Source organism: Kaistia sp. SLG-1 (genome assembly GCF_059699055.1).
Map to the genome: position 1 here is coordinate 4782372 of NZ_AP048544.1, position 13590 is coordinate 4795961.

Annotated in this window: 17 protein-coding genes; 13 read left to right on the top strand and 4 right to left on the bottom strand. The window is 66.7% G+C overall.

Annotated features, from left to right (window positions below):
• Nucleotides 1-67 precede the first annotated feature (67 nt).
• A complete protein-coding gene (locus tag AC6HZP_RS22225; protein ID WP_201401107.1) occupies nt 68-625 on the bottom strand; it encodes an HNH endonuclease in 558 nt (185 codons plus the stop codon).
• A 113-nt stretch (nt 626-738) separates the two neighbouring features.
• Nucleotides 739-1392: an alpha/beta hydrolase gene (locus tag AC6HZP_RS22230; protein ID WP_497524583.1), complete on the bottom strand. Its 654-nt coding sequence runs from the start codon at nt 1390-1392 to the stop codon at nt 739-741.
• Nucleotides 1393-1488: 96 nt separating this feature from the next.
• Here AC6HZP_RS22230 and gluQRS point away from each other — a divergent pair, with 96 nt between their 5' ends.
• Nucleotides 1489-2382: a tRNA glutamyl-Q(34) synthetase GluQRS gene (gene gluQRS / locus AC6HZP_RS22235; protein ID WP_497524584.1), complete on the top strand. Its 894-nt coding sequence runs from the start codon at nt 1489-1491 to the stop codon at nt 2380-2382.
• On the opposite strand, the gene AC6HZP_RS22240 is transcribed toward gluQRS, so the two are convergent.
• On the bottom strand, nt 2361-3311 hold the full coding sequence (locus tag AC6HZP_RS22240; RefSeq protein WP_497524585.1) for an AEC family transporter: 951 nt from the start codon (nt 3309-3311) through the stop codon (nt 2361-2363). The two genes, gluQRS and AC6HZP_RS22240, sit on opposite strands and share 22 nt — an antisense overlap.
• Nucleotides 3312-3523: 212 nt before the next feature.
• On the opposite strand from AC6HZP_RS22240, the gene AC6HZP_RS22245 reads away from it, so the two are divergent.
• The 8 genes from AC6HZP_RS22245 (at nt 3524) to AC6HZP_RS22280 (ending at nt 9317) form a co-directional block, all read left to right on the top strand.
• Nucleotides 3524-4354, top strand: coding sequence for an SDR family oxidoreductase (locus tag AC6HZP_RS22245; protein WP_497524586.1), 831 nt, complete (start codon nt 3524-3526; stop codon nt 4352-4354).
• 76 nt (nt 4355-4430) lie between these two features.
• Nucleotides 4431-4946 (top strand): TspO/MBR family protein, encoded by a 516-nt coding sequence (locus AC6HZP_RS22250; protein WP_497524587.1) that lies wholly within the window; start codon nt 4431-4433, stop codon nt 4944-4946.
• 79 nt (nt 4947-5025) lie between these two features.
• Nucleotides 5026-5217, top strand: coding sequence for a twin transmembrane helix small protein (locus AC6HZP_RS22255; protein WP_201401112.1), 192 nt, complete (start codon nt 5026-5028; stop codon nt 5215-5217).
• Nucleotides 5218-5224: 7 nt separating this feature from the next.
• The gene (locus AC6HZP_RS22260; RefSeq protein ID WP_497524588.1) at nt 5225-5791 is read left to right on the top strand and encodes a cob(I)yrinic acid a,c-diamide adenosyltransferase; all 567 of its coding nucleotides are present in this window, start codon (nt 5225-5227) and stop codon (nt 5789-5791) included.
• A gap of 9 nt (nt 5792-5800) precedes the next feature.
• Nucleotides 5801-6520, top strand: coding sequence for a rhomboid family intramembrane serine protease (locus AC6HZP_RS22265; RefSeq protein ID WP_497524589.1), 720 nt, complete (start codon nt 5801-5803; stop codon nt 6518-6520).
• A 104-nt stretch (nt 6521-6624) separates the two neighbouring features.
• Nucleotides 6625-7374, top strand: coding sequence for an electron transfer flavoprotein subunit beta/FixA family protein (locus tag AC6HZP_RS22270; RefSeq protein ID WP_497524590.1), 750 nt, complete (start codon nt 6625-6627; stop codon nt 7372-7374).
• A 1-nt stretch (nt 7375) separates the two neighbouring features.
• Nucleotides 7376-8311 (top strand): electron transfer flavoprotein subunit alpha/FixB family protein, encoded by a 936-nt coding sequence (locus AC6HZP_RS22275; RefSeq protein WP_497524591.1) that lies wholly within the window; start codon nt 7376-7378, stop codon nt 8309-8311.
• A 124-nt stretch (nt 8312-8435) separates the two neighbouring features.
• The gene (locus AC6HZP_RS22280) at nt 8436-9317 is read left to right on the top strand and encodes a 3-hydroxybutyryl-CoA dehydrogenase (protein ID WP_497524592.1); all 882 of its coding nucleotides are present in this window, start codon (nt 8436-8438) and stop codon (nt 9315-9317) included.
• A 57-nt stretch (nt 9318-9374) separates the two neighbouring features.
• Here the strand turns inward: AC6HZP_RS22280 and tlpA are convergent, their stop codons facing one another.
• Nucleotides 9375-10037 carry a thiol:disulfide interchange protein TlpA gene (gene tlpA, locus AC6HZP_RS22285; protein ID WP_497524593.1) on the bottom strand — a complete coding sequence of 221 codons (663 nt, stop codon included), beginning with the start codon at nt 10035-10037 and terminating at the stop codon, nt 9375-9377.
• Between the two features lie 26 nt (nt 10038-10063).
• On the opposite strand from tlpA, the gene argH reads away from it, so the two are divergent.
• The 4 genes from argH (at nt 10064) to AC6HZP_RS22305 (ending at nt 13578) form a co-directional block, all read left to right on the top strand.
• Complete coding sequence (gene argH, locus AC6HZP_RS22290; protein WP_497524594.1) at nt 10064-11458, top strand: argininosuccinate lyase; 1395 nt, start codon at nt 10064-10066, stop codon at nt 11456-11458.
• A 77-nt stretch (nt 11459-11535) separates the two neighbouring features.
• The gene (lptM, locus tag AC6HZP_RS22295; RefSeq protein WP_497524595.1) at nt 11536-11733 is read left to right on the top strand and encodes an LPS translocon maturation chaperone LptM; all 198 of its coding nucleotides are present in this window, start codon (nt 11536-11538) and stop codon (nt 11731-11733) included.
• 163 nt (nt 11734-11896) lie between these two features.
• Complete coding sequence (lysA, locus tag AC6HZP_RS22300) at nt 11897-13168, top strand: diaminopimelate decarboxylase (RefSeq protein WP_497524596.1); 1272 nt, start codon at nt 11897-11899, stop codon at nt 13166-13168.
• A gap of 77 nt (nt 13169-13245) precedes the next feature.
• Complete coding sequence (locus AC6HZP_RS22305) at nt 13246-13578, top strand: ArsR/SmtB family transcription factor (RefSeq protein WP_497524597.1); 333 nt, start codon at nt 13246-13248, stop codon at nt 13576-13578.
• Nucleotides 13579-13590: the final 12 nt, after the last annotated feature.

Sequence of the window (13590 nt, forward strand, 5' to 3'; positions counted from 1 at the left end):
GGGGCGGACTATTCGTTCGGTCGCGTTTTCTGGACGCGAACCGGTCCCCACTTCGCTCGAAAACGCTCTAGGGATCCAGTTCCGTATCCCAGTAGAGATAATCGAGCCAGCTGTCGTGCAGATAGTTCGGCGGGAACGCACGGCCGTTGTTGTGCAGATCGGAAACGCTGGGCTGGAACGGCTTCTGGCGCGGCCACATCCGCGCGTCGGCCGATGTCAGGCTGCCCTTGCGCAGATTGCAGGGCGAGCAGGCGGCCACGACATTTTCCCACGTCGTCGTACCGCCATGGGCGCGCGGGATGACGTGGTCGAAGGTGAGGTCCTCGCGCGCATTGCAATACTGGCACTGGAAGCGGTCGCGCAGGAAAACGTTGAAGCGCGTGAAGGCCGGATTGCGCGTCGGCGTCACATAGCTCTTCAGCGACACGACGCTCGGCAGCCGCATCCGGAAGGACGGGCTGCGGATATCGACGTCATATTCGGAGACGATGTTGACGCGATCGAGGAACACCGCCTTGATCGTATCCTGCCAGGACCAGAGCGACAGAGGGTAATAGCTCAGAGGCCGATAATCGGCATTGAGCACGAGGGCGGGATGTGCGCCGGGCGACACGGCTATCGTCAAGACATGGCTTCCTCTGTTGAGACGCGCCGAACCTCGAGATTGCCAAAATAGTCTACAGGGTCTGTGTCATCCTTGTGAAGCCGCTGAAACGGTGACGTTTCCGTGCGCGTCGATCAGATCTCGGCTGTGGCAAAAATGCGGTTCAGGAAGCCGGCCCCGGCGACGAGCCCCGCCTCGTCGATGCCGTGGCCGAGACCGGGCCGCTCGATCGCCGCGACGGCGAAGCCGGCGTCGCGCAGCGCCTTTTCCGTTTCCTGCAGTGCGGCGACCGGAATCACCTCGTCCAGCGCACCATGCACCAGCAGGACCGGCGGGCGGCTCTTCACTTCCGCGGCGAGGCGCTCAGGGCCGGCAATGCGGCCGGAGTAGGCGACGATGCCGGCCATCGCGCGCGGGCGGCGAGGACCGACCTGCAGCGCCATCATCGTGCCTTGGCTGAAGCCGACCAGCGCCAGGTCCGCATCGGTCAGGCCATGCCGTTCCAGTTCCGCGTCGAGGAATTCGTCGAGCTTCGGCGCGGCGGCGGAAGCGCCCTGCCAATATTCATGCGCGTCGCGGACGGTGAGCCGGAACCACTGCTTGCCGACGCCCCAATCAGACGGATCGGGCGCGTCCGGCGCGACGAAATAGGCATCCGGGAACAGCGGCGCCCAATGCGCGCCGATGTCGATCAAATCATGCCCATCCGCGCCGACGCCATGCAGGAGGACGACGAGTTTCTTGGGCTTGCCGCCGGAAAGCGGAGCGAGGCGCGGACCATCGAGCATGGAAAATCCCTGTAGCAGGCAGGCGAACGAATCTTCCGCATGCTAGCAAGGGCGAGCCCCTGATCGCCATCCCGCACGACGTCGCGCCCAACGCCCATGACCCGCAATTTCACCCGCATCCTCCGCTTTGCCCCGAGCCCGAACGGTCCCCTCCATCTCGGCCACGCCTATTCGGCGCTGCTGAACGGCGACCTCGCGCGCGCCGCGGAAGGCAGGCTGCTGATCCGGATGGAAGATATCGACGTGACGCGCTGCCGGCCGGAATACGAGGCGTCAATCCTCGACGATCTCGCCTGGCTGGCCCTCGACTGGGAGCAGCCGGTTCGCCGGCAATCCGAACATTTCGACGCCTATGCGGATGCGCTCGAGCGGCTCCGGGCGATGGACCTCGTCTATCCGAGCTTCCTCTCCCGCGCCGAGATCCGCGCCGCGACCCTCGATCCCGCCTGGCCACGCGATCCCGACGGCGCGCCGGTCTATCCGGGTCTCGACCGCGATTTGCCCGCCACCGAGGCGAAGGCGCGGATCCAATCCGGCGCGCCCTATGCCTGGCGGCTGAAGATGGACGCGGCGATCGAACGGGCCGGGCCGCTCACCTTCACCGAGCAGGGCCGCGGACCGGACGGCGAGACCGGGACCGTCACGGCGACGCCGGCGCGCTGGGGCGACGTCGTCATCGCCCGCAAGGAAATCCCGACCAGCTACCACCTCTCGGTCGTCGTCGACGACGCCCTGCAGGCCGTGACGGATGTCGTGCGCGGCGAGGATCTCTTTCCTGCGACCAGCGTGCACCGGCTGCTGCAGCAGTTGCTCGGCCTCCCCGCGCCGGCCTATCGCCACCATGGCCTGATCCGCGACGAGGCGGGACGCAAGCTTTCGAAGTCGGAAGGGGCGACGGGGCTCGCCGGGCTGCGCGCGTCCGGCGCGTCGCCTGACGATGTCCGAAGGATCGTCGGATTGCCGCCGGCTCAGCCGACGCCGAGCACGTAGAGCCAGAGCGTCACCGTGAACAGGCTCAGCATGGTCGAGACCGACACGGCGCTCGCAATGCTGGCGACGCCGGCCTTGTAGTGGTTGGCGAGCAGATAGGCGTTCACGCCGCAGGGCATGGCGGCGAAGACGACGGCGACTCCGGCCCAGACCGGCGGCATCGGCAGGGCCTGCACGAGGCCAAGCACGATCAGCGGGTGCAGGATGAGCTTCAGCAGGCTGATGACCAGCGAGGCGTTGAGATCGCCGGCGAAGCCGTAGCGGCGCAGCGCCAGCCCCATCGAGATCAGCGCGCAGGGCACCGACGAGGCGGCGAGCATGCGGACGACCTCGCCAGCCGGGCCGGTGGCCTGGATACCGACGATCTGGCCGATGGCGCCGGCATAGATGCCGATCAGGATCGGATTGCGCGCCAGCGCCTTCAGGAGCCGCTTCAGCGTCGCGCGGGAAATCCCGCTCTCCGAACCCTCGGCGAAGAGCGTCGCCGCCGTGGTCATCACCGGCAGGTGGATGGCGATCAGAAGGAACAGCGGCACCGCGCCATCGCTGCCGAAGGCATTGAGGATCACCGGCACGCCGACGAATACCGTGTTGGACTGGCCGCTTGCAAAACCCTGCATGACGGCCTCGACATGGGCGCGGCCGAACATCCGCCGCGCGACCAAGAAGCCGATGCCGAAGACGATGAAGGCGCCGGCGAAATAGGCGATCCAGTAGCCCCAGGGCTGGCCGCCCTCCGGCATCTTCGCCTCCGACAGCGTCTTGAAGATCAGCACCGGCACGGCGATGCCGAATACATATTCCGACAGCCCGTCGGCGGCGCGGTCACCGAGATGCTTGGTCCAGCCGGCGATGTAGCCGATCGTGATCAGCCCGGCGATCGGCAGGATGATGAAGGCGATCTCGGCCAGGCGGCCGATCATCAGCATGCCGCCCATCCTCTCGGGACGAGCGCGGTCAGGGCACGGCGGGGCATCGTGGGAAATACCGGAAGCTGGCGGGGAAAGCGTCCGCCGACAGTAGAAATCCTCACCCGGCGGGTCAACCGCGCCGATCCGGCTGCCGGGCGCATTGGCGCTTGGCTGGCCGCGCCCGCGATCTATAGTCCGGGCGCCAGCCCCGAAGAAGCACAGGGAACAGTATGAACGCCCGATCGATCCTCATCACCGGCGCCTCGTCCGGCATCGGCCTCGACGCGGCGAAGACGCTGAAGGCGCGCGGGTGGCGCGTGTTCGCCACAGCGCGCAAGCCGGACGATCTCGCTACGCTGGCAGCGGCCGGGGTTGAGGCGCTTTTCCTCGACTACACCGACAAACCATCGATCCACGCCTGCGCCGACGCCGTGCTCGCGGCGACGGGCGGCCGGCTCGATGCTCTCTTCAACAACGGCGCCTATGGCCAGGTCGGCGCGGTCGAGGATCTGACCACTGACGTGCTGCGCCGCCAGTTCGAGGCCAATTTCTTCGGCTGGCACACGCTGACACGCCGGATCGTGCCGGTGATGCGCGCGCAGGGCCATGGCCGCATTGTCCAGTGCTCGTCGATCCTCGGCATCGTCGCCGGCAAATATCGCGGCGCCTATGTGGCGTCGAAATATGCGCTGGAAGGACTGACCGACACGCTCAGGATCGAGCTCGCCGGCAGCGGCATCGAGGTCGCGCTGATCGAGCCGGGCCCGATCGCCACCCGCTTCACCCAGAACGCGCTTGCCAATTTCCGCGAGACGATCGACGTCGAGGGCTCGGCCCACCGCGCCGACTATCAGGCGCAGCTGGCGCGCCTGACCGGCACCCGCCGCCCCTCGCGTTTCAAGCTCGGCCCGGAGGCGGTGACGACGGCGCTGCTGCACGCCCTCGAAAGCCCGCGCCCGAAAATCCGCTACCGCGTGACCGTGCTGACGCAGGCGGCCGACGTGATGCGACGCCTGCTGCCGGCGCGGCTCATGGATCGGCTGATCGCCCGAAATTCGTGAGGTGGAACCTTCCCCCGGATCCGCACGTATAATGTGCTGATCTGTTGTTGTGCGAGCATGGGGGACAGGAAGCCAGATGAGTTCGATCTCCGCTGATACAGGAAGGCCGCAGGCCTGGCTCTCGCCGGGATCGCTGATCCGGTTGGCGATCTGCCTCGTCGTCTGCTTCGCCGCCGCCGTGCTCGGCTCCTGGATGACTCTTCCAAGTATCCCGACCTGGTATGCGGGATTGCAGAAGCCGTTCTTCAACCCGCCGAACTGGATCTTCGGACCGGTATGGACGCTGCTCTACGCCCTGATGGCCGTCGCGTTCTGGCGGGTCTGGGTGCTCGGTCGCGGCCCGGCGTTGCAGGCGGCGGCACTTGCCTTCACCGTGCAGCTGCTACTCAACGTCGCCTGGTCCGGATTGTTCTTCGGCCTGCACGCGCCCGGCCTGGCGCTGATCGATATCGCGGCGCTCCTCCTCGCCATCATCGCGACGATGAGCGCGTTTTCCCGCATCGACGGCCGATCCGCCTGGATGCTGGCGCCTTATCTGGCCTGGGTCGCCTTCGCCAGCGTCCTCAACGCCTCGATCTGGTGGCTCAACTGAGCGACATTTCGCGATATGGCGGGTCTTCGCGGAACGCGCGTATAAAAGCGGACCCTTCCGATTCCCGAAGCAGAGCCCGATGAACAGCTTTTTCTACTACCTGATCCCGATCGCGCTCGGCGCCGTTGCCATCGTGCTGCTGCTCGGCCTGTTCAACATGGTGCGCGGCGGCTCGCCCGAGCGCTCGCAGAAGCTGATGCGCCTGCGCGTCCTGCTGCAGTTCGCCGCCGTCGTGATCATGATGGCCGCCCTCTATTTCGCAGCCCGCTGAGGAAACGATGGTCGCGCTCACCCGCATCTATACGAGGACTGGCGACGACGGCACCACCGCCCTCGTCACGGGGGAGCGTCGGGCCAAATCGGACTTGAGGGTCGATAGCTACGGCACCATCGACGAGACGAACGCCCATATCGGCGCCGCGCGTCTCTACGTCACCGATACGCTCGATCAGATGCTGGCCCGGATCCAGAACGACCTGTTCGACCTCGGCGCCGATCTCTCGACGCCGGAATCCGGACTGAAGCCGGGGCGCGAGGCGCTGCGCATCGTCGACGCGCAGACCGAGCGGCTGGAGGCGGAAATCGACCAGTTGAACGCCGAGCTGAGCCCGCTGCGCTCCTTCGTGCTGCCGGGCGGGTCGCCTGCCGCGGCGCATCTGCATCTGGCGCGCACCGTCGCCCGCCGCGCCGAGCGCGTGATGGTCGAGCTCGCCTCGCGCGAGGCGGTCAACGCCGCCGCGATCCGCTACATCAACCGCCTGTCCGATTTCCTGTTCGTGGCGGCGCGCTATGTCAATGATCGCGGCGCCACGGATGTCCTGTGGGTGCCGGGTCAGAATCGCTGAGGACGACACATGTTCGTGCCGTTCCACGACCAAAATCCGCTCCGCTACATCCGCTTTCCGTGGGTCACGCGCGGGCTCGTGGTCCTGAACTGCCTGATCTTCCTGATCTACCAGCGCGCCGGCAACGCCGATGCCGAAGCCGCGTCGGTGATGGCGTTCGGCCTGATCCCGTCGACGCTCGCCGGCATCCACATCCGCACGCCCGGCATCTTCCACGCGCCGGAATATCTGACCTTCATCACCTCGTCCTTCCTGCATGGCGACATCTGGCATCTCGCCGGCAACATGCTGTTCCTCTGGGTCTTCGGCGACAATGTCGAGGATGCGATGGGACATGTCCGCTTCATCATCTTCTATTTCCTGTGCGCGATCGGCGGCGGGCTGGCGCATGTCGCGGTCGAGCCCGGCTCCGATATCGCGCTGATCGGCGCGTCAGGCTCGGTCGCCGGCGTGATCGCTGCCTATTTGCTGCTGCATCCTCGCGTAAAAATCTGGATCCTGCTGCTGTTCCGTATTCCGATACGGCTCAGGACCGTCTGGGTGCTCGGCTTCTGGATCCTGCTGCAGATCTACAATTTCGCCTTCGGCGCGCCGGGCGAGATCTCCTGGGCGGCGCATCTCGGCGGCCTCTTGATGGGCACGATCCTGGTCTTGTTCATGCGTCGGCCCGGCGTGCCGCTGCTGGCGCGGCAGGCGGACGAGGCGCTGCCGGTCGACCCTGTGGTTTGAGCCATTCCAGCCTGCCGGAGTTGCGTTGACTCCCGGCGAACCCGCCAGTACGGTCCCGCGCCAAACGCTCCGCAAATCGCTGCAGCGAAAGGATAATCACCAAGATGAAAATCCTCGTGCCCGTTAAGCGGGTGGTCGACACCAACGTCAAGATCCGCGTCAAGCCGGATGGCACCGGCGTTGATCTTGCCAACGTCAAGATGTCGATGAACCCCTTCGACGAAATCGCCGTCGAAGAGGCTCTGCGTCTGAAGGAAGCGGGCAAGGCGACGGAAGTCGTCGTCGTCTCCATTGGCTCCGACAAGTCGGCGGAAACGCTGCGCACCGGCCTTGCCATGGGCGCGGATCGCGCCGTCCTGGTGAAGACCGACGCCGCCAGCGTCGAGCCCCTCGCGGTCGCGAAGCTCTTGAAGGCGGTCATCGCCACCGAACAGCCCGGCCTCGTCATTCTCGGCAAGCAGGCGATCGACGACGATTCGAACCAGACCGGCCAGATGCTGGCCGCCCTGCTCGGCTGGCCGCAGGCGACCTTCGCCTCGAAGGTCGTCATCGGCGACGGCACGGTCGACGTGACGCGCGAGATCGATGGCGGCCTCGAGACCCTGCAGCTCAAGCTTCCGGCGATCGTCACCACCGATCTCCGCCTGAACGAGCCGCGCTACGCCTCGCTGCCCAACATCATGAAGGCGAAGAAGAAGCCGCTCGACGAGACGACGCCGGAGGCGCTCGGCGTCGACGCCGCGCCGCGTCTGACCGTGCTGAAGACGGTCGAGCCGTCGGGCCGCACGGCCGGCGTCAAGGTCGGCTCCGTCGACGAACTGGTCGCGAAGCTCAAGCAGGCGGGAGTACTCTGAGATGGCGACGCTGATCATCGCGGAACATGACGACGCGCATCTGAACGAGGCGACCGCGAAGGCGCTCAGCGCCGCGTTGGCGCTCGGCAAGCCGGTCGACATCCTCGTTGCCGGCCACCAGGCGAAGGCCGCGGCCGACGCGGCGGCACAGCTCGCCGGCGTGCGCACGGTGCTGCTCGCCGATGGCGAGAGCCTCGCCAATCGCCGCGCCGAACCGCTCGCCGACCTGGTCGTCTCGCTCGCCGACAAGTATGACGCGATCGTTGCCCCGGCGACCTCGACCGGCAAGAACGTCGCGCCGCGCGTCGCAGCGCTGCTCGACGTGATGCAGGTCTCGGAAATCACCAAGGTGGTGGCTCCGGACACGTTCGAGCGTCCGATCTATGCCGGCAACGCCGTCGAGACGGTGCAGTCGAGCGACAAGAAGCTGGTCGTCACCGTCCGCATCGCCGCCTTCCCGGCGGCAGCGACCGGCGGCAGCGCCACGGTCGAGACGATCGCGGCGCCTGCCGATGCCGGCCTCTCCCGCTTCGTCGGTGCGGATCTCTCCGTCTCCGACCGGCCGGAACTGGCCTCGGCCCGCGTCATCGTTTCCGGCGGCCGCGCCCTCGGTTCGGCCGAGAAGTTCCAGGAAGTGATCGCCCCGCTCGCCGACCAGCTCAAGGCCGCCATCGGCGCCTCGCGCGCCGCGGTCGACGCCGGCTACGCGCCGAACGACTGGCAGGTCGGCCAGACCGGCAAGGTGGTGGCGCCGGAGCTCTACATCGCCGTCGGTATCTCAGGCGCGATCCAGCATCTCGCCGGCATGAAGGACTCGAAGGTCATCGTCGCGATCAACAAGGACGGCGACGCGCCGATCTTCCAGGTCGCCGATTACGGCCTCGTCGACGATCTCTTCACGGTCGTGCCGGCCCTGACCAAGGCGCTCGGAAACTAAGCGTTTACCAAGACCGGTTGACAATCCCGCCGGCCGTGCTCGACTGACCTCCCGGTCATCGTGCACGGCCGCATCGTTTTTCAGACCCGCATTCCGTTCGAGACGACAAAGGAGCCCTTGGGGCATGAGCACCGCGATTAAGACGATCGGCGTCATTGGAGCCGGTCAGATGGGCAATGGTATCGCCCATGTGAGCGCGCTTGCCGGCTACGAGGTCTTCATCCACGACCTCGCCGAGGAGCGGGTCCGCAAGGGCCTCGCCACCATCGACGGCAATCTCTCGCGCCAGGTTCATTCCGGCCGCATCACCGAGGAAGACCGCAAGGCGGCGCTGGCCCGCGTCAAGCCGGCCGTCAGCGTCGACGCGCTCGGAACCTGCGATCTCGTCATCGAGGCGGCGACCGAGGACGAGCAGACCAAGCGCAAGATCTTCGCCGGCATCTGCCCGGCGCTGAAGCCAGAGGCGATGCTCGCCACCAACACCTCGTCGATCTCGATCACCCGCCTCGCCTCGGCCACCGACCGGCCCGAGCGCTTCATCGGCATCCATTTCATGAACCCGGTCCCGGTCATGCAGCTGGTGGAGCTGATCCGCGGCATCGCCACCGGCGACGAGACCTTCGAGGCGTCGAAGGCCTATGTCGGCCAGCTCGGCAAGACCTCGACGGTCTCGGAGGATTTCCCGGGCTTCATCGTCAACCGCATCCTGCTGCCGATGATCAACGAGGCGATCTACGTTCTCTACGAGGGCGTCGGCTCGGTCGACGCGATCGACACGGCGATGAAGCTCGGCGCCAACCATCCGATGGGCCCGCTGCAGCTCGCCGATTTCATCGGCCTCGACACCTGCCTGTCGATCATGCAGGTGCTCTATGAGGGGCTGGCGGATTCGAAGTACCGCCCCTGCCCGCTCCTGGTGAAATATGTCGAGGCCGGCTGGCTCGGCCGCAAGACCAATCGCGGCTTCTACGACTATCGCGGCGAGCACCCCGTCCCGACGCGGTAACTTTCGATCACACGCTTCCCCGAGACGGCCCGCCGGGCCGCCTCGGATCGCCGACCGTCAGGCCTCGCCGAGCGCCGCCTTGATCAGCGCCTTGGCGTCGTCCGAATCCCATTCGGCCGGGCCGGACATCACGCCGAGCGCGCATCCCTTGCCGTCGATCAGCACCGTCGTCGGCAGGCCGACCGCCAGTCCCTTGCCCTTCAGGCCGGAGAAGATGCCGGTGGTGGGATCGCCGTAGAAGCCGAGCGACTTGACGCCGATCTCCTCCAGGAACGCCTTCGGCTTGGCCGGGTCCTGCGTGTCGATCGAGACCGCGACGACCGAGAAGTCCTTGCCCTCATGCGCCGCGTCGAGCCGGTCGAGCGCCGGCATCTCCTGACGGCACGGCGCGCACCAGGTCGCCCAGAGGTTCAAAAGCACCGTCTTGCCGGCGAAATCGGCGATCGAGACCTTGTCGCCGCTAGCATTCTGGAACGACAGGTCGCCGAGCAGCGTTGGCTCGCTGGCGACGCGGAACGCCGCGACCTCGCCCTTGGCGAAGGGCGCGAGCAGCCCCGCCGCCTTGACCGCCGGGGCGCAGTCGACGCCCGACCATTCAACGACGGCGTTGCCTTTCCGGGTCTCCGTCACGTATACCGCCGCGACTCCCACTGCGATGCCTGCGATCGCGGCAAGGCTGATTACCGTCCACCGCCGCGATTGACCGCGCGTCTCATTCATTCCGTCCTGCCTCCAAGAGAGGGTACATGAGCAATTCGATGTGGGGCGGCCGCTTCTCCGAAGGTCCGGCCGCCATCATGGAAGAGATCAACGCGTCGATTGGTTTCGACCAGAAGCTCTACCGTCAGGACATTGCCGGTTCGAAGGCGCATGCTGCCATGCTCGCCCGCCAGGGCATCCTTGGCGCGGACGATGCCGAAAAGATCGTGGCAGGTCTAGACACCATCCTGCGCGAAATCGAAGCGGGCGAGTTCAAATTTTCCCGCGCGCTCGAGGACATCCACCTCAATATCGAGTCGCGTCTGAAGGAACTGATCGGCGACGCCGCCGGCCGGCTGCACACCGCCCGCTCGCGCAACGACCAGGTCGCGACCGACTTCAAGCTCTGGGTCCGCGACACGATCGACGCGTTGGACGCGGCGCTGCGCGAGCTCCAGGTAGCCCTTGCCGACAAGGCCTTCGCCCATGCCGGCCAGGTCATGCCGGGCTTCACCCATCTGCAAAGCGCCCAGCCGGTTACCTTCGGCCATCACCTCCTCGCCTATGTCGAGATGATCGGCCGCGACCGTGGCCGCTTCCAGGACGCCCGCAAGCGCCTCAACGAAAACCCGCTCGGCGCCGCGGCGCTCGCCGGCACGTCCTTCCCGATCGACCGCTTCCAGACGGCGCAAGCGCTCGGCTTCGACCGTCCGACGGCGAACTCGCTCGACAGCGTCTCCGACCGCGACTTCGTCATCGAGGCGCTGGCGGCGGCGAGCCTCTGCGCCATCCATCTCTCGCGCTTCGCCGAAGAGATCGTGATCTGGTCGTCGGCCCAATTCCGCTTCATCAAGCTTTCCGACAAGTTCACCACCGGCTCGTCGATCATGCCGCAGAAGCGCAATCCGGACGCGGCCGAGCTGGTGCGCGCCAAGACGGGCCGCATCATCGGCGCCCAGACGGCGCTGCAAATCGTCATGAAGGGTCTTCCGCTCGCCTATCAGAAGGACATGCAGGAAGACAAGGAACAGGCCTTCGACGCGTTCGAGAGCCTGGAGCTTGCGATCGCCGCCACCACCGGCATGGTCCTCGACATGGAGCCGGAAGCCGCCAATCTGAAGAAGGCGGCAGGCTCGGGCTTCGCCACGGCGACCGATCTCGCCGACTGGCTGGTGCGCGAACTGAACATGCCGTTCCGCGACGCCCACCACGTCACCGGCCGCATCGTCGCCATCGCGTCGGAGCGAGGCGTCGATCTCACCAAGGTGACGCTCGCCGAAATGCAGGCGGTGCATCCGGCCATCACCGACGCCGTCTATTCGGTGCTGACCGTCGACAAGTCGGTCCGCAGCCGCACCTCCTATGGCGGCACCTCGCCGAAGAATGTGCGGTCGCAGGCGAAGCGCTGGCAGCGGGCGCTGGCCCGCGAAACGAAGGCCTGAACCCCGCCGATTTTGGCAATGACGCGGCGGCGCGATCGGATAAGATGCGCCGCCGAATGCCCTCAGGAGACGCCGCCTTGGCCCTTGCTGCCCGAATCCTTCTTTTGACCGCCGCCCTGGCGCTCGCCGGTTGCGGCGTGAAGGGCCCGCCGGAGCCGCCGCCGGGCGGCCCGCAGGCGCTCTCCGCCGAGCATCCCGGCCCCGACGGCAAGAAACCCGACGTCTCCAAACCGGCCGTACCGGACCGGTCGCTCTGGATCGACAAGCTGCTCTGAACCCTCCGGGAACAGGCGGCGCTGCAAACCACCATTTGATTGCCGTCATTCCCGCGAAAGCGGGAATCCATCCCGCCGAAGCCTGGGGAGTTCTCTCCGACCGGGCCACGGCTGAATGGATCCCGGGTCAAGCCCGGGATGACGACCGAGGGTTGACCCTGAAATGAACCATTTCGAATATCGCGACGGCGCGCTCTTCGCCGAGGACGTGGCGATCGCCGATATCGCCGCCGCCGTCGGCACGCCGTTCTACTGCTATTCGACCGCGACGCTGACCCGCCACTTTCGCGTTTTCCGCGAGGCGCTGGCCGGGCTCGACACGCTGGTCTGCTACGCCGTGAAGGCGAATTCCAACCAGGCCGTGCTGAAGACGCTGGTCGCCGAAGGCGCCGGCATGGACGTCGTCTCGGAAGGCGAACTGCGCCGCGCGCTCGCCGCCGGCTGCCCGCCGGAAAAGATCGTCTTCTCCGGCGTCGCCAAGACGGCGCGCGAGATCGCGCTGGCGCTCGATACCGGCATCCTCTGCTTCAACGTTGAATCCGAGCCCGAGCTGGAGCGGATTTCCGAGATCGCGACCGCCAAGGGCAAGACCGCGACCATCTCGCTGCGCATCAATCCCGACGTCGACGCCAAGACCCACGCCAAGATCACCACCGGCAAGTCCGAGAACAAGTTCGGCATTCCGTATGAGCGCGCCCGCGAGGTCTACGCCCATGCCGCAACACTGCCGGGTCTTCGCGTCGCCGGCGTCGACATGCATATCGGCAGCCAGATCACCGACATGGAGCCGTATGACGCGGCCTATGGGCTGCTCGCCGACCTGGTTCGCGACCTCCGCGCCGACGGCCACCAGATTGACCATGTCGACGCGGGCGGCGGTCTCGGCATCCCCTATCGCCTGAGCGAGGCCACGCCGCCCGATCCCACCGCCTATGCGGCGATCGTGCGCAAGCGCCTCGGCAATCTCGGCGCCAAGATCCTGTTCGAGCCGGGCCGGATGATCGTCGGCAATGCCGGCATCCTCGTCTCCGAGGTCGTCTATGTGAAGGAAGGCGCCGCCAAGACCTTCGTCATCGTCGACGCCGGCATGAACGACCTGATCCGCCCGACCCTCTACGAGGCGCATCACGACATCCAGCCGGTCGTCGTGCCGAAGCCGGGCACGCGCGAGATCTTCGCCGACGTCGTCGGCGGCGTCTGCGAGACGGGCGACTATCTGGCGCTCGACCGCACCATGGCCGCCGTCGAACCCGGCGACCTCATCGCCGTGATGACCGCCGGCGCCTATGGCGCGGTGCAGGGATCGAGCTACAACACCCGGCCGCTCGCCGCGGAAGTGCTCGTCAACGGCGGCGAATTCGCCGTCGTGCGGCCGCGCCAGACCTATGACGAGTTGATCGGCATGGACAGGCCGGCGCCCTGGCAGGCCGAATAGACCGGCCCCGGCTTCGCCGCCGCCGCCAGGTGGCGGCGATTGCCAATTTGCTGCACAATGCCAATATTGGAGGGGATATGACCAACGCCGACGCGTTTCCCTTCGATCCCGACCCTGCCAAGCGCTCCGAGCCGCCGCGCCTCAGCGACCGGCAGGTCGTGTTGATCTCGAAGGCGCTGGCCGAGCCGCGCCGCTACCAGATCCTGAAGGAACTCGGCGCCGCCGGCGGGTCGAAACCGTGCAGTTGCGTCGTCCAGAACCAACAGGTCAGCGCCGCCACCATTTCGCATCACCTGAAGGACCTGGAAACGGCGGGCCTGATCGAGATCGTCCGCGAGGGCAAGTTCGCGACCCTGGTCCTGCGCCGCGACGTGCTCGACGCCTACCTGGCCCAGCTCTCCCAGATTTGATCGACGACGCGA